This window comes from Terriglobales bacterium, assembly GCA_035543055.1.
Taxonomy (GTDB): Bacteria; Acidobacteriota; Terriglobia; order Terriglobales; family Acidobacteriaceae; genus JAIQFD01.
Genome location: DATKKJ010000052.1, coordinates 1 through 22023, shown reverse-complemented (window position 1 = coordinate 22023; position 22023 = coordinate 1). Strand labels below are relative to the sequence as shown.

The 22023-nt window shown below is 63.9% G+C and carries 17 protein-coding genes; 6 read left to right on the top strand and 11 right to left on the bottom strand.

Going from position 1 to position 22023, the window contains the following annotated elements; all coding sequences use genetic code 11:
• Positions 1 to 126: 126 nt before the first annotated feature.
• The 10 genes from rplT to VMS96_03955 form a co-directional block, all read right to left on the bottom strand.
• Entirely contained in the window at positions 127 to 486 is a 360-nt protein-coding gene (gene rplT / locus VMS96_04000) for a 50S ribosomal protein L20 (GenBank protein ID HVP42566.1), read from the bottom strand.
• Positions 487 to 648: 162 nt separating this feature from the next.
• Positions 649 to 843 carry a 50S ribosomal protein L35 gene (gene rpmI / locus VMS96_03995; GenBank protein HVP42565.1) on the bottom strand — a complete coding sequence of 65 codons (195 nt, stop codon included), beginning with the start codon at positions 841 to 843 and terminating at the stop codon, positions 649 to 651.
• Between the two features lie 149 nt (positions 844 to 992).
• A complete protein-coding gene (gene infC / locus VMS96_03990) occupies positions 993 to 1493 on the bottom strand; it encodes a translation initiation factor IF-3 (protein HVP42564.1) in 501 nt (166 codons plus the stop codon).
• 81 nt (positions 1494 to 1574) lie between these two features.
• The gene (gene mtaB / locus VMS96_03985) at positions 1575 to 2918 is read right to left on the bottom strand and encodes a tRNA (N(6)-L-threonylcarbamoyladenosine(37)-C(2))-methylthiotransferase MtaB (protein ID HVP42563.1); all 1344 of its coding nucleotides are present in this window, start codon (positions 2916 to 2918) and stop codon (positions 1575 to 1577) included.
• Positions 2919 to 3036: 118 nt separating this feature from the next.
• On the bottom strand, positions 3037 to 3363 hold the full coding sequence (locus VMS96_03980) for a zinc-ribbon domain containing protein (protein ID HVP42562.1): 327 nt from the start codon (positions 3361 to 3363) through the stop codon (positions 3037 to 3039).
• A gap of 222 nt (positions 3364 to 3585) precedes the next feature.
• Positions 3586 to 3783, bottom strand: a complete 198-nt coding sequence (rpsU, locus tag VMS96_03975; GenBank protein HVP42561.1) for a 30S ribosomal protein S21 — start codon at positions 3781 to 3783, stop codon at positions 3586 to 3588.
• 153 nt (positions 3784 to 3936) lie between these two features.
• The gene (locus tag VMS96_03970) at positions 3937 to 7089 is read right to left on the bottom strand and encodes a TonB-dependent receptor (protein ID HVP42560.1); all 3153 of its coding nucleotides are present in this window, start codon (positions 7087 to 7089) and stop codon (positions 3937 to 3939) included.
• A gap of 172 nt (positions 7090 to 7261) precedes the next feature.
• Entirely contained in the window at positions 7262 to 8326 is a 1065-nt protein-coding gene (locus VMS96_03965; protein HVP42559.1) for a radical SAM protein, read from the bottom strand.
• A 78-nt stretch (positions 8327 to 8404) separates the two neighbouring features.
• Positions 8405 to 8686: a PqqD family protein gene (locus VMS96_03960; protein HVP42558.1), complete on the bottom strand. Its 282-nt coding sequence runs from the start codon at positions 8684 to 8686 to the stop codon at positions 8405 to 8407.
• Positions 8683 to 9561: a hypothetical protein gene (locus VMS96_03955; GenBank protein ID HVP42557.1), complete on the bottom strand. Its 879-nt coding sequence runs from the start codon at positions 9559 to 9561 to the stop codon at positions 8683 to 8685. The genes VMS96_03960 and VMS96_03955 overlap by 4 nt, the downstream gene beginning before the upstream one ends.
• Positions 9562 to 9740: 179 nt before the next feature.
• Between VMS96_03955 and VMS96_03950 the strand changes: the two genes are divergently transcribed.
• The 6 genes from VMS96_03950 (at position 9741) to VMS96_03925 (ending at position 19854) form a co-directional block, all read left to right on the top strand.
• On the top strand, positions 9741 to 10259 hold the full coding sequence (locus VMS96_03950) for a gamma carbonic anhydrase family protein (GenBank protein ID HVP42556.1): 519 nt from the start codon (positions 9741 to 9743) through the stop codon (positions 10257 to 10259).
• Between the two features lie 43 nt (positions 10260 to 10302).
• On the top strand, positions 10303 to 11583 hold the full coding sequence (hisS, locus tag VMS96_03945; protein ID HVP42555.1) for a histidine--tRNA ligase: 1281 nt from the start codon (positions 10303 to 10305) through the stop codon (positions 11581 to 11583).
• Between the two features lie 196 nt (positions 11584 to 11779).
• A complete protein-coding gene (gene aspS, locus VMS96_03940) occupies positions 11780 to 13783 on the top strand; it encodes an aspartate--tRNA ligase (GenBank protein HVP42554.1) in 2004 nt (667 codons plus the stop codon).
• A 513-nt stretch (positions 13784 to 14296) separates the two neighbouring features.
• Positions 14297 to 14743: an IS200/IS605 family transposase gene (tnpA, locus tag VMS96_03935; protein ID HVP42553.1), complete on the top strand. Its 447-nt coding sequence runs from the start codon at positions 14297 to 14299 to the stop codon at positions 14741 to 14743.
• 504 nt (positions 14744 to 15247) lie between these two features.
• Positions 15248 to 18844 (top strand): pyruvate:ferredoxin (flavodoxin) oxidoreductase, encoded by a 3597-nt coding sequence (nifJ, locus tag VMS96_03930; GenBank protein ID HVP42552.1) that lies wholly within the window; start codon positions 15248 to 15250, stop codon positions 18842 to 18844.
• Positions 18841 to 19854 (top strand): dihydroorotate dehydrogenase-like protein, encoded by a 1014-nt coding sequence (locus VMS96_03925; protein ID HVP42551.1) that lies wholly within the window; start codon positions 18841 to 18843, stop codon positions 19852 to 19854. Before nifJ ends, VMS96_03925 begins: the two co-directional genes overlap by 4 nt.
• Before the next feature lie 201 nt (positions 19855 to 20055).
• On the opposite strand, the gene VMS96_03920 is transcribed toward VMS96_03925, so the two are convergent.
• Entirely contained in the window at positions 20056 to 21855 is a 1800-nt protein-coding gene (locus tag VMS96_03920; GenBank protein HVP42550.1) for a metallopeptidase TldD-related protein, read from the bottom strand.
• Positions 21856 to 22023 lie beyond the last annotated feature (168 nt).

Below are 22023 nucleotides of genomic sequence, written 5' to 3'. Positions count from 1 at the left end.
GAGAAGTCGTCGAGTTTGCGGACGGTGTACATGGAAGGTGTGGCCCGGCCCTGTCGGCCGGGCACTCCAGCGCGGGCGTCACGCCCGCGCCACACGATACATTACCTGATGGCTGACGGCTGACGGCTAGCTGGCCAGCGCCGCTCTCGCCTGCTCGGTCAGGCCCTTGAAGCCGGCGGGGTCCTTGACCGCGATATCGGCCAGCACCTTGCGGTCCAGCTCCATCCCGCTCTTCTTCAGCCCGTTGATGAACTGCGAATAGCTCATCCCGTTCTGCTTGGCGGCGGCGCCGATGCGCACGATCCACAGTGAGCGGTACTGGCGCTTCTTCTGGCGGCGTCCGGCATAGGCGAACTTCAGCGCCCGCTCCACCGACTCCTTCGCCGAGCGGTAGAGCTTCGACTTGGTCAGGAAATATCCTGACGCCTGTTCCAATATCCTTTTTCTCTTGGCGCGGCGCTTGGTGCCGCGTTTTACGCGAGGCATGGTGCTTCTCCTTTTCTGTCTTTTGTAGCCCGGCCGCCCTCGACCGGGCAATGTTGGCCGCTTTCGCGGCCTCGCGGCTGGAGGCAGGAGTTGTGGTCTCGCCTCTTCACACGCTTGGAGCCTTGAGCACTGAGCCTTGAGCTCACGGCTCGGGGCTCACGGCTAGTATGGGATCATCCGCTTGATCTTGCGCGCATCCGCCGGATCGACCATGGTATCGGTATCGAGCTGGCGCTTGCGCTTGGTGCCCTTGGAGGTCAGGATGTGGCGCTTGAAAGCGTGTCCGCGCTTGATCTTCCCCGTCCCCGTCTTCTTGAACCGCTTGGCGGCTCCACTGTGCGTCTTCAGTTTCGGCATAGTTCCTTCGCTGTACAGACCTTCGCCCAGAGCATTTTCGGGACTCCTGACGAATCTTTTATTTTACCGCAGAGAACGCAGAGTTCGCAGAGGGAAATGAACGAGAATGACTCTGCGGCCTCTGCGATCTCTGCGGTTGAGTTGGAGGACTAGCTCTTCTTCGGCGCCAGGATGGCGTGCAGGGTGTTGCCCTCCATGCGCGGCCGGAACTCCACGATCCCCTTGTCGCCGACGTCCTTGATCAACCGGTCCAGGATGTTGCGCCCCAGGTTGGTGTGGGTCATCTCGCGGCCGCGGAAGAAGATGGTGGCCTTCACCTTGTCGCCGTCTTCCAGGAAGCGCAGCACGTGGTTCTTCTTGAACTCGTAGTCGTGCTCGTCCACGTTGATGCGGAACTTCACTTCCTTGATCGTGATGACCTTCTGGTGCTTCTTGGCCGCGCGCTCCTTCTTCTCCTGCTCGTACAGGTACTTGCCGTAGTCCATGATGCGGCAGACCGGCGGCTGGGCGGTGGGCGAGATCTCTACCAGGTCGAGGTTCTGTTCCCGGGCTTTCTTCAGGGCTTCGAAAGGCGGCATGATCCCAAGCTGTTGGCCTTCTGAATCGATGACCCTGATTTCGCGGGCGCGGATGCGCTCATTGGTGCGGATAAAACGCTTATCGATGCAATCCTCCTCGTGGCAAAGACCCGAAGATTATAACCCAGCGCACTCACGGCACGGACGGTAGGCTCAGCAGACGCTGCCCAGCAGCGCCTCGCCCTGCACGCTCTCGGCGCGCGCCGTCACCATCTGGTTGGCGCCGTGGCGGCCGCGCAGCATGAGTTTGAGGTAATTGTCGGTGAGGCTTTCGGTGTATTCGCCCTCGCGCACATTGAGCGTGATGCCTGACAGCGTGCTGCCGACGAAGCCCTCCAGGAAGGCTCTCTTCTTCGCCGCCGCCAGCCCGCGTAGCTCGCGGTTGCGCTCCCGCCGCACCGCGACCTCCACCTGCTCCGCCATCCGGGCCGATGGTGTGCCGGGCCGCGAGGAATAAGTGAACACGTGCAGGTAGGTGAAGGGCAGGGACTCGATGAATCTGCGGTTGTCTTCGAAGTCGGCGTCGGTCTCGCCGGGGAAGCCCACCATGACGTCGGCGCCGATGGCCGCGGTCGGCATCGCCTTGCGGATCTTCCGCACTCGCGCGGCGTAATGCCAGGGGCGGTACTTGCGATGCATCAGCCGCAGGATGCGGTCGGAGCCCGACTGCAGCGGCACGTGCGCGTGCTTGGCGATGCGCGGCGACGACGCCACCAGCTCGATCAGCTCGTCGGTCCAATCCATCGGCTCCACCGAGCTGATCCGCAGCCGCTCGATGCCGGTCTTCTCCACCACGGCGCGCACCAGGCCGGCGAAGGTCTGCGGACGTTCGAAGTCCCGGCCCCACCGCCCCAGATTGATGCCCGAGATCACCACTTCGCGGTAGCCGGCGGCCACCAGCGCGTCCATCTCGCGCAGCACCTCGTCTTGCGGCAGGGAACGGCTTTGCCCCCGCACCGAGGGGATGATGCAGAACGAGCACCGGTTATCGCAGCCGTCCTGCACCTTCAGGTTGGGCCGGGTCCTCTCCCCGGCCGCGTCGCCCTCGAACACCGGCGCTGCCAGCAGTTCGGTGTGGGCGAAGATGTCCCCCACCACCTGCACCGTCCCCGTCCCGTCCAGCGATCCGAGGGGCACGAACCCCTGCCCGTTCCCCCCCGGCGCCCTCAGCGCGATCTCTCCGATCTGATGCTTATGGGAATTGCCCACCACCCAGCTCACGCCGGGCAGGGAACCGACTTCCTGCGGCGCCCGCTGGGCGTAACAGCCGGTGACCAGGATCCTGCACTCGGGGTTCTGCCGATGGATGCGGCGGATGGCGGCGCGGGCGTCGTGGTCGGCGGCCGAAGTCACCGTGCAGGTATTGACCACCACCACGTCGACCAGCCGGGGGTCGCCTCTTCGCCGCCAGCCCTTCTCCGCCAGTTGGCGCTCGATGGCGGCGCCGTCGGCCTGGGTCGCCCGGCAGCCGAAATTTTCCACGTAGAACGTCGCCACCGGGACATTATAGCAACCGTGAATCGCGGGCCTCGGACGGGTTCCCTTTCCCGCCCGGCTCGGGCCGCGACACACATCCAGATGGCTTAGGGGGACTGGGGCGGCTGTCGCCGCCGACTCAGGCGCTGGCTGCCGACGCCCGCCGCGCCTGGAAGCACTCGCGGCAGAACACCGGCCGTCCCTGCGTGGGTTTGAAGGGGACAGTGGTCTCTTTCCCGCACTGTGAACAGGTGGTGCGGGTTTCTACCTTGGAGTATGTTTGGCCGCCGCCGCTGTTGCCTGGCGTCTGGCTTCCCAGCGCGGCCGCCCGTTTCGCCTTGCAGGGCTTGCACCGCTTGGGCTCGTTCTTGAATTGTTTGTCGTGGAAAAAGAGTTGTTCCCCGGCGGTAAAAACGAACTCGGCGCCACAGTCCACGCACTTCAGAGCTTTGTCCTGGAATTCCATGGGAAACCTTCCTTGCCCGTGTTCCCGCCCGCCCGGTCCGCCTTCTCTGCGAGGCAACCGGCCCGGCGCAGGGACCATCTCCCCCCTTGACTCGGCCCACCCGCGCTCCCACGCGGGACCTGCCACTCAACTCTTGCCTACCATCTTAGGACTGCGGACTGCGGGGCTTCTGACAAAAGCAAAGGGGCCGACTCCTTGTGGAGCGGCCCCCTCGCGAAAACTCTACTCCTGCTCCTTACGCGCCTTCTTGCGGTTCCGCTTGCGCGCCAGAGCTTCCTTCACGCGACGCTTCTCGCCGGGTTTCAGGTAGAAGGAGTGCCTCTTGACCTCCTTGATGATGTCTTCCTGCTGCACCTTGCGCTTGAAGCGACGAAGGGCGTTTTCCAATGACTCGCCCTCCTGGAGCCTGACTTCTGCCAACGAAAAAACACCCCCTGACGTACCTGTTTGGTCAGCCTAAGTTATTGCAATATCCGTTGCCCAAGTCAAGAAATATGTTCGATTTATGCGGGTCTGCGCCTTCACTGTTAGCTATTTGATAACCCTCACGACCCATCTCTTCGACCTCCGCCTTCAGAAACGCAACCGTACTCCGAACTGCACCTGCCGTGATGCGTACGCGCTCGTCGGCTTCATGAATCCCGACGACTGGGTGTAATAGGCCGGGTAGTGGCTGCCTGCGATCGTCCGATCGAGGGGGATAAACTCGGCGGCGCTGTTCACGAATCCATCGTCGGTCGTGTCTACCTGCAGGTTTGTCCGGTTGAATACGTTGAAAGCTTCAGCCAGCAACTGGAGTCTCAACTTGTCTCCCAGGTAGAGCAGGCGGCTCAGCCGCAGGTCCGTCGTTGCATAGTCGGGCCCGGTGAACGAATTCCGGCCATAGCCGGGCAGGCGGTCGTTGTAAGTGTTTTCGTCGCGGTTCGCGTCCCCCACCACCCGGGCGTCGTATGGCCGCCCGCTTCCGATGGTCACCACCCCGGAGCACGTCCAGTCATTGAAGATCGCCTTCAGTGTCGGCTGGTCCCGGTGGAAGGGCTTGGGCGACCATGACCAGGCCGCAGCCAGCCGGTGGCGCTGGTCGGTCACGCTCCGCCCCCATTCGCTGTTGGCGGCATAGGTATTCTGCACGGTCGGCGGTCGCCCCGCCAGCAGGGCGTCCTGGATGTTGTCACTCGCCCGGGCAAAGGTGTAGGCCAGCCGGAAATAGAGTCCCTGGGTCATCCGCCGCCGCACCGAGAGGGTCAGCCCGTGGTAGGTGCTCTGGGCGAGACTTTCGAAGACGTAGATCCCGCCGATCCCGGCCACCGGCCGTGCCACATCATTCAGGCAGGGTGGGAACGGGCAGCTGAGCGAGGGTGTCATCTGCCAGGTCGAGAACGATTCGACCGGCAGGAACTCCCCGCTGAACGTATCGCTGGGATCGTAAACCGGGTAATAGACCGTCTTCGGCTCCGGCAGGTTCACGTCCCGCGACCGCACCAGGTTGTGCCCACTCACGTACAAGTAACCCACCCCCACCGCGAAGCGATGCCAGATTTCCTTTTCCACCGTCAGGCTTCCCTGGTGCACCACTGGGGTCTTGAAGTCCGCCGCGAACGCGGAGATCTCCGTCGTCAGCAAGCCGGCCAGGCTGGCCGGGGCGGGACAGCTCAGGGTCCCTGGCGGGCACGCGACCACGGGGTTCGGATAGAGGGGAAAATCGGTGTTCCCCTGCGTGTTCTTCAGGAACAGGTGGGAGCGCTGCAGCCCGTTCTGCATCTCCACCGTCGAGTTATAGATCTGCGGGATGCGGGTGTAGAACATCCCGAACCCGCCCCGGATCACCACCGGTCGCTCGTCGCCGATGGAATAGGCGAAGCCCACCCGCGGGGCGAAGTTGTTGCTGTCGGTGGGGACCTTGCCCGAGTCCGGCCAGGCCGGATTCGACTCCAGCCCCTGGCTGCGGAAGGTTTGCAGGTCGTAGCGCAGGCCCAGCGACAGCGCCAGATGGCTGCTCACCCGGATCGTGTCCTGGACGAAGAAGGCGTACTCCCGGGTGTCGGGGTGGCTCACCGAATTGCCGAAATCTTGGAAGTAGTAACGCGGCACCCCGTGGGCGTAGGCCCGCAGCGGCGTGATGGCCATGCCGAAAGTCATGGGCTTGAAGGTGAACGGGTTCACCCGGATGTCGCTGAAGATGAATTCACCCCCCGACATCACCGGGAAGAAGTTCTGCACCCAGGCCTGGCTGAAGTCGAAGCCGAACTTCCAGGCGTGGCGGTGCCCGTCCACCGCGACCGAATCCAGCAGGTGCAGCCGGTGCTCGCGCGTGGCGCGGGGCAGGATCAGCGATCGGTCGAAGCCCTCGATGATGTCGTAGATCTGGGTCTGAGGCGCGCTCGAATTGGGATCGCTGGCCTGCAGGTCGCGCGAGAACTGCGCCCGCAGGTTGTTGGTCACCCGGAACGTGAGCGCGCTGGTCAGCGCCAGCGACGCGCTCTCCGTGCTCACCCGCTCTTCGCCGTTCTCGCTGGTCGCGTAGTAGGTGATGGGATTGACCGGGTCCAGGTACACGTTGTTCGAGCCCCAGTAGCGCGAAGTGCTCAGCCGCGCCGCCAGGTAGTTCCGCGGCGAGAGGGCCCAGTCGAACTTGATGAACCCCGTATTGCCCACCATGCTCGCGGGGAAGGGCCCGCCCAGGGTGGAGAGCCGGGCTGCTGCGCTTTCCACCTGCGCCTGGTCGCTGGCCTCGTAGTCGTCCGGCGTCGGCGTCACCGTGGCGGTCCCGTTCAGGAAGTGGACGACGGTGGGCACGTGGTAGATGTGCTGGTCGAAGCCCGCGTAGAAGAACAATCCGTTCTTGCGGATGGGGCCGCCGATGGTCCCCCCGAACTGGTTCCTGCGCTCCGGCGGCTTCATGCCGGCGAAGGGCTGCTCGGCGCTCAGGCGCCCGTCGCGCAGGAACCAGAAGGCGCTGCCGTGATAGTTGTTGGTCCCAGACTTGGTCACCACGTTGACCACCGCGCCGCCCGACCGCCCCAGCTCCGCCCCGTAGGTGTTGGACGACACTCGGAACTCCTGCACCACCTCGTTGCTGAACTGGTAGGGAGCTCGGTAGCGGCCCCGCATCTGGGCGAAGAAGGCGTTGTTGTTGTCCACTCCGTCCACCAGGTAGCTGGAGTTGTAGCCGCGCACTCCCCCGAAAGCCAGGTCGCCGGTGCTATCGGAGGTCAGACTGCGGGGGTCGGTGGTCACTCCCGGGGTCAGCAGCACCAGGTCGGTGAACCGCCGGCCGTTCAGCGGAAGCTCGTTGATGGCGCGCTCGTCGAGCACTGATGAGACCGCGGCCGACTGGGTCTCCACCTGCCCGGGCTGGGCCTGGATGGTGATCGCCTCGCGCGGCCCGGCCACCTTGAGCGTGACCTGGATCCCCACCACCGCGCCCACTTCCAGCCGCACGTTCTTGCGCACTTCTGGCCTCATGCCCGGCGCCGCTACTCGCAACTCATAGGTTCCCGGCGGCAGATATTGCAGGGCGAACCCGCCATCTTGGTCGCAGGCCACGGTGCGCTCGACTCCCGTAGCGTTGTGGATGGCGGTGACGGTGGCGCCGGCGATGCGCGCCCCACTGCTGTCGAAGACCGTGCCTCGCAGCGTGCCCAGCGCGGCGTCTTGTGCAAGTGACAGTGAAGTGAGCAGAAGAAGGATGGCGATGGGCCCGTACGTGCGCGGCCAGGGCGACATACGACGCTCCCGTAGAAAGAAGTAAAGGAACTCGTATATCGGTCCTGCCTAAGCGACGTCTGTGATGCACGTCCGCTTGTTCTGTTTTCGGAACTCCAGATTGTGCTTCCCAAAATGGAACGGCGCGGTTGCCCGCGCCGCCAATCGCAAATCACAAATCACAAATCGCAGATCAGATCGCAATCTGCACCAGGGCAGCTCGCTTCCGCGGCGAGAGGATGCCCGTCCGCGCGAACGACTTGTCGCAGTCCGCGCTCGACGGGCCCCGCATATCGCCTTCCATGTACGCCAGGCCGGGGCAGCGGGAACAGCTGGCCACGTTGCCGCACGAGCTGCAGGCGTGCAGGTCGCTGAGCCGGATGCCGCGCACCTCGTTCATCTGCGGCGAGTCGCGCCACACCTCCAGGAACTTCTGCTGGCGAAGGTTCCCGGTGGGCAGGGGGAACTGCACGCAGGGAAAGACGTCGGCGTAGGGCGAGATATAGACCGCGGTATGGCCAGCGCTGCAGGGCAGCGCTTCCAGCGCGCTGGCGTCCACCTCCGCCGGCGCGCAGAACTCGTCCGCATCCCCCACCAACGACCCATCGCGGAACAGCTGCGGCAGGGCGGAATCGGGGATGCGCAGGTCGAGGACCGAGGTGTCGCCGTCCAGCTTCGGGGTGATGGTCGGGTCCAGTTGGAAGCTGACCCCCAGCTCCCGCGCCAGCTTCTGCACTTCCTTGTGGTCGCCCAGGTTCTGCCGCATCATCACCCCGGCGATGATCACCTTCAGCCCCTGGCCACGCAGGAAGCGCACCGCGTTCAGCGTTCTCTCCAGCGACCCCGGCACCTTGGTGATGGCGTCGTGCACCGCCGCGCGGTGGGAATAGACGCTGATCTGCACCACCTCCACCGCCAGCTCGCGCAGCCGCGCCGCCTCCCGCTCGCGGATCAGGATGCCGTTGGTCTTCACCTTCACCGAGAACATCAGCTGGCGCGCGTACTCCACGATCTCGAAAAAATCCTTGCGCATCACCGGCTCGCCGCCGCTCAGGATGAGGAAGAAGGTGCCGGCGGCGGCCAGCTGCTCGAGGATGTCCTTCACCTCGGTGGTGGTGACTTCGCCGCGGTCCTCGTGGTCGAGATAGCAATGGATGCAGCGCTCGTTGCAGCGCCAGGTCAGGTCGAAGTGCGCGCTCAGCGGCACCCCTAGCTCCAGCGCCTTCGTCCCGATCTCCATCATCAACTGCCCGCTCATTTGCTCCTTCGAAGGGGCGCGGCTTCAGCCGCGCCGTTACAGCTACCCGAAGAAATGCGGCTCTAGCCGCTGGGGGTTCTAAGTGATCGGCTGTTCCGAAATCAGAACAATGCCATGCTCAGCCAGCTCTGCGACGAACGCCTGCGCGTCGGCCAGGGCCGTTTCCCGGTCCACCTCGAACTCCTCGCACACTCGCTCCTCGACGATCCGTTCCAGCGGGGTCTGTCCATCAGCGGCGTTCCAGATGGCGGTCGCCACCGGGCTCAGGGTGAACAGGGTCGAGTCCCGGCCTGACATGATCACCATCTCCTCGCCCAGCATGCGGGCGGCCACCTGCTTGCTCCTGGCCACGTAACTCATCGAATCAGCTCCCAGACCCGCGCGTCAGGCGCGAAGGCCAGCCGGAACGCCGGCACCCGCGCCAGGAAGTCTCCTGCCGCCTCGAACACCTGGCGCACCAGTCTCTCATCTTCGGCGAAGAAAAGGATGTTCTGCATCAGCCGTTGCAACGCTTCTGTGCCACCCATGGGCTCAAGCCGGTTCTCTGGCGACTTCTCCAGGAAGTAGAGCCCCGCAATCGCCGCCGACACATTCTCCCCCACCTTGGCCAGCTCCCCGGCGAACGGCGTCCCATAGGCGACGTACCCCTCACCGGTGTCATCCGGAGTGGGCTTCAGCCCGCGAGGGACCTGCTTTTCCTTCCTTATGTACGAGATCTCATCCGTCAGCAGCGTCACGTCTTTTGGCGCCAGCCGCGAAATGGTCGTCTTGCCCGCCCCTGATTTTCCCGAGAACAGGAACGCCTTGCCGTTGCGGATGGCCGACGCCCCGTGCAGGAGGAATCCTCCCTCCTCGGCCAGCAGCAGCGTGTGCAGGATGCGGAGCACCGAATCGATGGCGTAGGGATTCGCCGTCTGCCGTACCCATCCCTGACGCTTGTCCGGCCCCCACCCCGCCCGGAAATCGCCGCGGGTCATCTCCCACCGCCCGCCCTCGCGCCTGACCCGCACATCCTCATCCGCGCCAAGGGCGCCATCGGGCAACAGTTCCACATCCAGAGAGAAGTGATTTTGTAGCCCGGCCGCCCCCGGCCGGGCAGCCCGCGCAGCGGGCGTAACAAACCCCACGTACCGCTCTTCCAGCATCCGGCGGAATTCCGCGCTCTCGGTGCGCACGCACACCGCCATCCCGCCGATCTCGATCACGACCTCGTGTGTCTGGACGGCTGTCGCCACTCTCTCCCCGATGTGCCGGATATTAGCATCTCCTGCCGGGCGCGTGTTCCTTCTTTGAACCAAAGTAACTAAGGTCGTCAAGAATCAATTACCCGATTGCCCAATTATCCAATCGGCCTCTCCCGTGTTTGCTCCGCCTCTCCGGCACATGCTAACTTCTACGCTTTCCTTTTGACCCGATGATCCGCTCCTACAAAGGCATCTCGCCCCAGATCGCCTCCACCTGTTACGTGGACGAATCCGCCCAGATCATCGGCGACGTCGTCCTGGGCGAGCACGCCAGCGTCTGGATGAACGCCGTCCTCCGCGGCGACGTCAACTCCATCCGCATCGGCCGCAACTCCAATGTGCAGGATTGCTCCGTGCTCCACGGCATGCTCGGCCAGTACACGGTCGAGGTCGGCGACTGGGTGACCATCGGCCATTCGGTCACGCTGCACGGATGCAAGGTCGAAGACCACTGCCTGATCGGCATGGGCTCGGTCATCCTGAATGGGGCGCACATCGGGCGAGGAAGCATCATCGCCGCCGGCACCGTCATCCCCGAAGGCACCGAGGTCGAGCCCCATTCGCTGTGGATGGGCGTCCCCGGCAAGTTCCGCAAGAAACTGGACGAGGCCGCCCAGCAGATGATCATGCGCTACGCCCAGAACTATCTCGGCTATAAGGAGCAGTACCTGAAAGAATCGAAGAGGTAGCTAGTAGCTGGCCAACGACCAACGACCGACGACCAACGACCAAATGATCAAAGCCGTCCGCGGAACCCGCGACCTTCTTCCTCCCGACACCGAGCTGTGGAACTTCGTCGAGTCGGCGGCCCGCGACGTCTTCCGCTCCTACCACTTCCACGAGATCCGCACGCCTGTTCTCGAAGACCTCTCCCTCTTCCAGCGCTCGGTGGGCGAGGATACCGACATCGTCTCCAAAGAAATGTTCGCCTGGGAGGACCGAGCCCGCGCCCAGTCCGAGAAAGGGCAGTGGCTGGCGCTGCGCCCTGAGAACACCGCCGGCGTGGTGCGCGCCTACATCGAGAACCGGCTATGGGAGCGCCCCGGCCTGCAGAAACTTTTCTACATCGGCCCGCAGTTCCGCCGCGAGCGCCCGCAGAAGGGACGCTACCGCCAGTTCTACCAGATCGGCGCCGAGATCATCGGCCCGCCCACCGCGGGCAGCGAGTCGCCCGCCGTGGACGCCGAAGTCCTGGAGATGCTGGCCACCTTCCTCGACCGCCTCGGCCTGACCGGCTGGACCCTGGAGCTCAACTCCGTCGGCTGCATCAACGATCGCCAGCGCTACAACGAAGCCCTGCGCGCCGCCCTGAAACCCGTGGTCGGAAAAATGTGCGCCGACTGCCAGCGCCGCGCCGAGACCAATCCGCTGCGCGTGCTCGACTGCAAGGTCCCCGAAGACCAGCCGATCATCGAGAAGCTGCCCAAGATCATGGACTACCTCGACGAGCCCTGCCGCCAGCACTTCGCCGAGGTCCGCGCCATCCTCGACTCCCTCTCCATCCCATACAAAGTGAATCCAAGGATGGTTCGAGGTCTCGACTATTATCAAAAGACAACCTTCGAGTTCACGCATGGGGCGCTGGGGGCGCAGAACGCCATCCTGGGAGGAGGGAGGTACGACGGGCTGAGCGAAGCGCTGGGCGGGCCGAAGGCGCCGGGGATCGGCTTCGCCATTGGAGAAGACAGGTTGGTCCTGACGCTGAGTGAGCATCACCAGCCGAAGGCCACGGCGGCGGACGCCTACATCGCGCCGCTGGGAGCGGGCATGAATAAGGAGGCGGCGAAGCTGGGGCGCGAGCTGCGGCGGGCGGGCCTGATCGTGGACCTGGGCGACGAGAACTTTCGCTTGAAGAAGTCGCTGGAGCTGGCCGCCAAGACCGGGGCGCGCTTCGCCATCATCCTGGGGGAGAACGAGGCGAAGTCGGGCATGTTTGCCCTCAAGAACCTGGCGACGGGCGAGCAGGTCACGCTGCCGCGCGGGGAGCTGGCGAGGGTGATCGCTGGTTCATAGCGCATAGCTCATAGCGCATAGCCGTTATAATCGTCGTTCCCGCTCACGCGGAGAATTCTTATATTGGAACCGGCGTCATCCTGAGGGCCTTCAGGCCTGAAGGATCTCGCGTGCACCATCAAGACTGTGAGCTGCGCGCGAGATGCTTCACGGCTAAAGCCGCTCAGCATGACGCCAACATCGATAGGGACTGATCTTGCTCGATTTCCTCGGAGATCTACGACGCACCCACCGCTGCGGAGAGCTGCGCACATCGGACGCCGGCCAGAAGGTCGTGCTCATGGGCTGGGTCAACAAGCGGCGCGACCACGGCAAGCTGATCTTCCTCGACATCCGCGACCGCACCGGCATCAGCCAGGTGGTGATCGACCAGGAATCCAACGCCGCGGCGCACGCCAAGGCCGAGACCCTGCGCATGGAGTTCGTGGTGGCGGTGATCGGGCGGGTGAAGAAGCGCGACCCCGAGGCCATCAACCCCAAGCTCTCCACCGGCGAGATCGAGGTGGTGTGCGACGAGTTGCGCATCCTGAACGAGGCCAAGACGCCGCCGTTCCTCCCCAGTGAAGCGGTTTTGCCGAATGAAGAAATGCGGCTGAAATACCGCTACATCGACCTCCGCCGCGAGCCCATGCAGGCCAACATCGAGCTGCGCCACAAGGTGGCGCTGGCCATCCGCCAGAACCTGTCGCAACAGGGCTTCTTCGAGATTGAGACCCCGTTCATGACCCGCTCCACCCCAGAAGGGGCGCGCGACTACCTGGTGCCCAGCCGCGTCTATCCCGGCTCGTTCTACGCCCTGCCGCAGTCGCCGCAACTGTTCAAGCAGATCCTGATGATCTCCGGCTTCGACCGATACTTCCAGATCGTGCGCTGCTTCCGCGACGAGGACCTGCGCGCCGACCGCCAGCCGGAGTTCACCCAGATCGATCTGGAGATGTCGTACCCGCAACAGGAGCGCGTCTTCGATGTGGTGGAGAACTTCGTGAAAGCGGCATGGGTGGCCGCCGGGGTCGCGATCCAGGGACCGTTCCCGCAGATGCCCTACGACCAGGCCATCCGGTTGTACGGCATCGACAAGCCCGACCTGCGCCTGCCCGGCTTCACCGACGTCCACGACTTGTTCACCGCCGAGATGATGCAGACCTTGCAGCTCGATGCCGAGCTGCCCCTGGTCGCCGTCAAGATCCCCAAGGTGGGCGAGCTCTCGCGCAAAGAGCGCGACGACAACAAGGCGCTGTTCAACGCCAAGGGCGGGGCCAAGCTCATCGACGACCTCAAGCGGCTGGAGAAATCGTGGCCGGAGGCGGTGACGAAGGTCCGCCAGAATTGCTCGGCTACCCACGATGACCTGCTGGTCATCGTGGGTGGCGCCGTGGTCACTAACCGCACCCCGGAGCAGAGGCGCAAGGCGACGATGGCGGTGTACACCGCCGCCGGGGTCTTCCGGGTGGAGCTGGCGCGCAAGTACGCCGAGCGCCACGGCGCCTTCGCCGGCGACCGCAAGCACGCAAGTTCATACCACTTTGTCTGGGTCACCGATTTCCCCATGTTCGAGTGGGACGAGACCGAAGAGCGCTACAACGCGGCCCACCATCCTTTCACCTCGCCCTTCGAGCAGGACATGGAGAAGGTGATCGCGGGGCGCGACCTGGACACGGTGCGGGCCCGCGCCTACGACCTGGTGCTCAACGGGACGGAGCTGGGCTCGGGGTCCATCCGCATCCACCGCCAGGACGTGCAGCGCGCCATCTTCAAGGCCCTGGGCATGACCGAGGAGGAGGCACGTTCGCGCTTCGGCTTCTTCCTGGAGGCGCTGGAGTACGGCACCCCGCCGCACGGCGGCATCGCGCTGGGACTGGACCGCATCGTGATGATCCTGGCCGGGGCCGACAGCCTGCGCGAGGTCATCCCCTTCCCCAAGACCGCCAAGGCGGTGGACCTGATGGTGGACGCCCCCACCCCGGTCAGCGAGGCGCAGTTGGCCGAACTCTCGTTGGTTCTCGAGCCGATCTGGTTCGTGAAGTGCGATTTCTGCGGGAAGATGTCGAATGTCATCGTCCGCACCAGGAATTTGGCAAATCGTAGCGAAGATGCGAAGTGCGGGCATTGTGGCAAGTTCATTGGCCGATTCCCGGCGGGGGATATGCATGTGAGCGCGGTTGAAGCGGTTGAGCTTGGGAGAAGAAGGGAAAAGGGATAAATCCCCTGTGCGTAGCTATTGCTGCGTCACACCACGGAAACATCCGTCGGCGCTACCGCGGCTTGGATCGACCCTCCGCTCCCATCCCGGGACTGTCGTCCCGGGCTATAGTGCGATCGTCGCTACCGCGACGGATTTGTCGCGCCAGCGACAATGGGTTTGCAGCCCGGCAGGAGAGTGCCGGGAACAGGTGCGTAGTTCGCGGACAGTCGCGCCAGCGACCGTGGATTCTCCATAAAACACCCGTCGCCGCTACCGCGGCTCAGATTCTCATTCGTATCCGTACCCGGGACTTGCGTCCCGGGCTACAAGGCCGTCGTCGCGGCGCGGCAGGTTTCTTGTCTGAAGGACAGCGCGCCCAACGCCGCGTCGCGACAGCGACGGTGGGTTTGCAGGCCGGCACGGCAGTGCCGGAAAGAGATTGGACCACCACGGTAGTCGCGCCAGCGACGACGGTTGTCACTGCAATTCCTGACCCCAGGTGTTATCCTCCGCCACCTTGTCGGAGGGTGTATGGCTCACACCTACGTACGAAATCGTATCCACATTTCATTCAGCACCAAAGGGCGCCGCAAGCAGATCTCGCCCGAGGTCCAAGCGGATTTATGGAATTTCATTGGTAAGGTCACGGCAGACCGTGGCATCGAGGTCCTCGCGGTCGGTGGAATCGATGACCACGTCCATCTCGTCATCAATCTGCCTCCTACGATGCCCCTGGCAAAGACGGTCCAGACGATTAAGGCCGTCTCCTCTAAATGGATGCGAGAGAAAGGGCACAAGGCATTTACGTGGCAGGACGGATATGGCGCCGTGAGCGTGGGACAATCGCAACTGACAACAGTTCTTAACTACGTTCGCCATCAACCGGAACACCATCAGAAGCACACGTTTGATTCCGAGTTTGTGAGTCTCTTGGCCAAACATGGGATCGCCGACGATCCTCGGTATATGTTGGGCTGAAGGCCGTCGTCGCTGGCGCGACTTGGCCTAGCGCTGTGTCCTGTCCCGGGACTCGCGTCCCGGGCTAAGAGGCCGTCGTCGCTGGCGCGACGACACGGCCTGAGGCGCAGGGCGGCGCAGCAGGTGCCAGGCTTCGAAGTAGGGGAAGTACTTGTTGTCGGGTCGGTAGGGGCCGGGGTTGGCCCACACCGGCGCCCTCCGCCGCTCACCCTCGCTTTCGCCGTGGCGCTGCTCCGGATGAGCCATGGTTGCTTCAAGAGTCAGGCTGCTTTTCCCGGTGACGCCAGTCACAGACGGCAACGGAGGAACGGGAGAGACTTTCTGGTTGCAGCTGTGGAGATAGGAATGCGTTCAGCGATCGAGCGGCATGAGCGATCGGGTTTCGCTGCTCGAACATAACGGGCAGTTCGCATTGCGCACCGGCATTTGGGTCATAATGTAGCGTTTTGTACGCATCCACCAAGGATTCATAGTGGGTTTGTAATGTAAGCACAGGGAGCAATCATGAAAACGACTTGGGTCACGATCGACGGCAATGAAGCCGCCGCGTATGCCGCGTATCACACCAGCGAGGTGATCGCGATCTATCCGATCACGCCCTCCTCCAACATGGGCGAGTTCGCCGACGAGTGGGCGGCCACGGGCCGGGCCAATCTTTGGGGCGTGAAGCCTACGGTCATCGAGATGCAGAGCGAAGGCGGAGCGGCGGGGGCTTTGCACGGAGCGGTCCAGGCAGGCGCTCTGGGTACGACCTTCACCGCGTCGCAAGGCCTGCTGCTGATGATCCCCAACATGTACAAGATGGCGGGGGAACTGACGCCCGCGGTCATCCACGTGGCTGCCCGCACCGTGGCCACGCACGCGCTTTCCATCTTCGGCGACCACAGCGATGTGATGGCCTGCCGCCAGACCGGCTTCGCCATGCTGGCTTCCAACTCAGTGCAGGAGGCCATGGACCACGCCCTGATCGCCCACGCGGCGACCCTGGAGGCGCGTATTCCCTTCCTGCACTTCTTCGACGGCTTCCGAACGTCGCACGAAGTCGCCAAGATCCAGCAGTTGTCGGCCGAGCAGATGCGCCGGATGATCGACGAAGGGCTGGTCCAGGCGCACCGCCTGCGCTCGCTTTCGCCCGACCGGCCGGTGTTGCGCGGCACGGCCCAGAACCCCGATGTCTTCTTCCAAGCCCGCGAATCCGCCAACCTCTACTACCTGCAATGCCCGGACATCGTGCAGAAGACGATGGACAGGTTCGCCGAGGTCGCGGGCCGGCGTTACCGACTGTTCGATTACGTGGGTTCTCCCGAGGCGGAACGGGTGATCGTGATGATGGGGTCGGGCGCGGAAGCCGCCGAAGAGACGGTGGAGCACCTGAACCGCCGGGGCGACAAGGTCGGGCTGCTCAAGGTCCGGCTGTTCCGGCCATTCTCGGTGGCGCACTTCGTGGCGGCGCTGCCGCCGACGGTGAAGTCGGTCGGCGTCCTGGACCGCACCAAGGAGCCCGGCGCCACCGGCGAGCCGCTCTACATCGACGTTCGCGTGGCGCTGGCGGAATCTCTGGGGAGCGGCGAGAGTCCGCTGAAAGCGATGCCGCGCGTGATCGGGGGCCGCTACGGGCTTTCGTCGAAGGAATTCAATCCCGCGATGGTCAAAGCGGTGTTCGACGAACTGGCGAAGCCGACTCCGAAAAACCACTTCACCGTCGGCATCGTCGACGATGTGACCCGCACCAGCCTGGAGTACGACCGGGAGTTCTCGACGGAGAGCGCCGACACGGTGCGCGCCGTGTTCTACGGCCTGGGGTCGGACGGCACGGTCGGGGCCAACAAGAACTCCATCAAGATCATCGGCGAGGACACGGACAATTACGCCCAGGGTTACTTCGTCTACGACTCGAAGAAGGCCGGCGCCCTGACCGTATCGCACCTGCGCTTCGGCCCGCGCCCCATCCGCTCCACGTATCTGATCACGCAGGCGAGTTTCCTGGCCTGCCATCAGTTCTCGTTCGTGGAGCACTTCGAAATGCTGCGGCTGGCGCAACCCGGGGCCACGTTCCTGCTCAACAGCCCGTATGGCCCGAACGAGGTCTGGGACCATCTTCCCGTCTCAGTGCAGGAGGAGATCATCGACAAGAAACTGCACTTCTATGTGATCGACGGCGACCGGGTGGCGGAAGGCGCCGGCATGGGACGGCGGATCAACACCATCATGCAGACCTGTTTCTTCGCCATCAGCGGGGTGCTGCCCCGGGAAGAAGCCATCGGCGCGATCAAGAAATCCATCGAGAAGACGTACCGCAAGCGCGGCGAATCCGTGGTGAGGAAGAACTTCGAGGCGGTGGACGCGACCCTGGCGCAACTGCACGAGGTCAAGCCCCCGTCCCAAGCCACCAGTTGTTTGCGCCTGGAGCCGCCCGTGCCCGCGACCGCCCCGGACTTTGTCCAGAAGGTCACCGGCCGCATCATCGCCGGAGAGGGAGACCTGCTGCCGGTGAGCGCGTTCCCGGTGGACGGCACCTTCCCCGTCGGCACGGCACGCTGGGAGAAGCGCAACATCGCACTGGAGATCCCGGTCTGGGACGAGCAGTTGTGCATCCAGTGCGGCAAGTGCGTGCTGGTGTGCCCGCATTCGGTGATCCGCGCCAAGATCTACGATCCATCGCATCTTGCACACGCGCCGTCCACCTTCAAATCGGCCAAGCCGAAATGGAAGGAATTCGAGACGCAGCGTTACACACTGCAGGTGGCGCCGGAGGACTGTACGGGCTGCAAGTTGTGCGTGCAGGTGTGCCCGGCCAAGGACAAGACCGAGGTCAAGCACAAGGCCATCAACATGGAGCTGCAGGCGCCCCTGCGCGCTCCGGAGCGAGAGAACTGGGATTTCTTCCTCTCCTTGCCGGAGGCCGACCGCGAGCATCTGAAGACCAGCCAGGTCAAGGATGTTCAGTTGCTGCAGCCGCTGTTCGAATTCTCGGGCGCTTGCGGCGGGTGCGGCGAAACGCCTTACATCAAGCTGATGACGCAGCTGTTCGGCGACCATGCGGTGATCGCGAATGCCACAGGCTGCTCTTCGATCTACGGCGGGAACCTTCCGACAACACCGTACACCGCCGACGCCCGCGGCCGCGGGCCGGCCTGGTCGAACTCCCTGTTCGAGGACAATGCTGAATTCGGTCTCGGCCTGCGGCTGGCCATGGACAAGCAGGAGGAATACGCGCGTGACCTGTTGCGGCGGCTTGAGGGTCGTGTCGGCGGCGAACTGGTCGCAACCCTGCTCAACGCAGACCAGTCCAGCCACCACGGCATCGAGCAACAGCGCGAGAATGTGAGCCGCCTCAAAGACAGGCTGAAGGGCGCGGATACGGCCGAGGGGCGCGATCTGCTGGCGATCGCGGACGCGCTGGTCAGAAAGAGCCTGTGGATCATCGGCGGCGACGGCTGGGCGTACGACATCGGCTACGGCGGCCTCGACCACGTGCTGGCTTCGGGCCAGAACGTCAACGTCCTGGTGCTCGACACCGAGGTCTACTCCAACACCGGCGGGCAGCGTTCCAAGGCAACGCCGCGTGGCGCGGTGGCGCGCTTCGCCTTCGCCGGCAAGGAGACCGCCAAGAAAGACCTGGCGCTGATGGCCGTCAACTACGGGAACGTGTACGTGGCCCGCGTCGCCATGGGGGGCAGCGACACGCAGGCCATCAAGGCGTTCGAAGAAGCGGAAGCGTATGCCGGGCCCTCCCTGATCCTGGCCTTCAGTCACTGCGTGGCCCATGGGTACGACCTGATGTACGGCATGGAGCAGCAGAAACTGGCGGTGCAGACGGGTTATTGGCCGCTGTTCCGCTACAACCCCGCGCTGGCGCTCGAGGGCAAGAACCCGCTGCAACTGGATTCTCGCCGGCCCAGCCTGCCTTTGCAGAAGTACATGCTGAATGAGACCCGCTTCAACATCCTGAACCATGCGGATGAGGACCAGGCCAAGAAGCTGTTGCACGAGGCGGAATCGGATGTGCGCAACCGCTGGGACTTGTACGAGAAGCTCGCCTCGCTTCCCGCCGGCGCAGACTTGGCCACCGCACTGGCGTCGAAAGGAGACCAGCAATGATCGACCTGTCGACCCGCTATCTCGGCTTCGAGCTCAAGAACCCCATCGTGGTGTCGGCTTCGCCGTTGCAGAAGGAACTCGACTTGGTGCGCGAGATGGAGGATGCCGGCGCATCGGCCATCGTGATGCACTCGCTCTTCGAGGAACAGATCGAGGTCGAGAGCGAGGAGCTGAACCGGTTCCTGGAACAGGGCAGCGAGAGCTTCGCCGAAGCCACTCGCTATCTGCCCGACCTGAAAGACTACAACCTCGGACCGGAGGCTTACTTGGAGCATCTGGCGCGGGTCAAGAAGGCGGTGCAGATCCCCGTCATCGCCAGCCTGAACGGCAGCTCGATGGGAGGCTGGACCCGGTACGCCACCATGATGCAGCAGGCGGGCGCCGACGCCATCGAGTTGAACACGTATTTCGTCGCCGCGGACCCGGAGGTCGCCGGATCGGAAGTGGAACAGATGTACTGCGACCTGGTGCGGCAGGTGAAAGCCGCAGTGCGCATCCCGGTTGCGGTCAAGGTGAGCCACTTCTTCAGCTCCATCCCGCACGTCTTGCGGAAGATGGAAGCAGCCGGGGCGGACGGCCTGGTCCTGTTCAACCGTTTCTACCAGCCCGATCTGGACCTGGAAGCCCTGGAGGTCGTGCCTCGACTGAACTTGAGCAGTCCCTATGAACTCCTTCTGCGCTTGACCTGGGTGGCCATTCTGTACGATCAGATCAAGGCGGACATGGCCATCAGCGGCGGCGTTCACAGTGGCGAAGACGTGGTGAAAAGCATGATGGTGGGCGCCCGGGTGGCGATGATGACGTCAGCCCTGCTGGAGAACGGGATCGGTCACATCCGCCAGGTGCTCGGTCAAGTACGTCGCTGGATGGAGGAACACGAATACGAATCCATCCGCCAGATGCAGGGAAGCATGTCCCGCCGGTCGGTTCCGGATCCCGCGTCCTATGAACGCGCCAACTACATGAGGGTGCTGAGCTCGTACTCACTGAGAAAGGCAGGGGCGGACTAAAGCGAAAAGGGGTAGGGCCGAGGAAGCTCCCTTGCGGCTTCCTGCGGACGGCAATTCGTAGCCAATGCGTTACTTGTGATTGTGATAAGGGGCTGTTCTCGACGGTTGAACAACGAAATGGCGCAGGGTGCCGGGCATCGCGGCACAATGAAGAAGGGACAGCCAAAGGCGGCTGTCCCGGCAACTTTCTTCGAAAGGTCCTCAGTGCTGGAGCGTGGCTTGCTTCCACTCCCCGGAGGCGTTGGTCGTCGCCAGCAGCGGCGAGGGCAGCAGCGGAGGTTTTGGCGCAACCAGCATCGGCTGCTTCAGCGATACTTCCTCAAATAGCAACGACGGCACAACGTACGAGACTACGATCAGCTGTCCGGCCTGGCCGCGGGCCAGCAGCGTCGCGGCAAACGGCATGAACGCGTCGTGGTACACGCCCGGGGTATCGCCGATCGCGAGAATCTCCTTGAAGGCGGTCAGGGCGACGGGCGCAATGTCGCCGCGCACCATCTCTTCGTGGCCGTCGGCGAAGACCTTGTACACGGCACTGCCACCGGTGATCTCAGCGCGTCCGGCGCTGTAGGCCATGCGCATGAGAGCACTTAGACCGCCGGCGGCTACGTGGCGGACAACGATGCCGTAATCGTATCCACGCTGCTGCGCGACGCGCAGGAGCTCCTTGCGCAGGTGCTCGTTGGTTGCCGTATCGCGGGCGGTGAGGAACAGGTTGCCGGGGGCGGCCCCGTTGCCGCGCGCACTGCCGGTGCTGGTCTTGGTCTGAGCAGTCGGCGTGCGCGTAGCCAGCAGACCAACCAGGCGTCCGTTCTCGACGATCTTCACCTTCTGGCTGGGGACCGCCTCGTCATCCACGGGATAGGAGCCGAGCAGCTCAGCGCCGCTGAAGCGCGACGTCGTGGGATCATCGGTGAGATCGACGCCATCAGGCATGACGCGGGCGCCGACGCGGTCGGCTAGCGAGCCGCCGAACTGGCCGATGACCTGCTGGAACTGCGCCTCGAACTGCGGCTGGTCGCTGACCGGAAAGCGGGAGGCGACGATGGCCGGGGCGAAGACCTGCCCGATGACGTCGGCCGCAGCCTCGCCTTCAAAGAGCACCGGGCCGTTGTACGCCTCGAGCGTCTTCGCGGTACGCAGCGCCTTCAGTCGGGTGATCAGCTCGTGCGTGCGGGCGAGCAGCTCGTCATGGCGCAGCTCGCTGGTGTTACGCAAGTAAACGCGGAAGGAGTCGGCGAGCGGCTGACCGTCGGCAGCCTGAGTGTAGGCGCGGACGTCAAGCACGGTGATCGGCTCGGCGCGGGAGATCGCTGCGCCTTCGGTGTTGACCAGGCGCACGAACTCGTTGACCGCGTAGATATCGACGCCGGAAGTGGTGATCTCCGGAGAGTCGTGGAATGTGCCCGAGAGATCGCGGGCCAGCTCCTTGAGTGCGGGGATCTCAAGCCTCGAGTCCGCGGGCTTCTCGAGCACGGTCGCGGCCTTCTGAGGTGTGAAGTCTGACAATTGCTGGGCGTTCTGACGATGCGACAGCACGGTCCGCTTGGCAGCGAGATCGGCGGCCGACTGCTTGTACGCGGCGTCGGTCTCCAGCCAGATCTCCCGGCGAATCTGGTCGTAATCGTCGTCGAGCGGCAGCGTGGTGTGGCAGCCGCAGTTGCCGCCGCCGAAGTTGCCGGAGCCGATGTTCATGAAGTCGGTGTTATCGAGAGCATAGTCGCCGACGCGGACCTCGACGTTCAGTTTGCGACCGCGGCGGGTGTCTTCGTCGGTCAACTGGCCGAGCGCGGCCGAGATCTTGGTTGAGACCGTGTCGTCGATACGATAGGAAATGAAATAGGGCTTATCGAGGTCGGCAAGATGCAGCTTGGAGATGGAGCGCGAGAGTTCGTCGCGCATCGCCTTCATCACCACATCCTCCTTCTCGCCTGCGGCTTGGCCGAAAGCGAGGGAGCCGGACCAGAGAATGACGAGCAACAGAGCGATGAGTCGTTTCATAGATTCTCCTGGAAGGCCTTCGCCGTCGGGTCGGACAGAATCGGTTTGGGTCTCTGCGACTTTTCCTTGCGCTGGACTTCGATCTGCTCCAGTAGGAGGCCGGGAGCGACCGCGGACACGGGCACCCAGCCAGATTCGGCGCCGCAAACCCCGTCGAATACGCCGGTC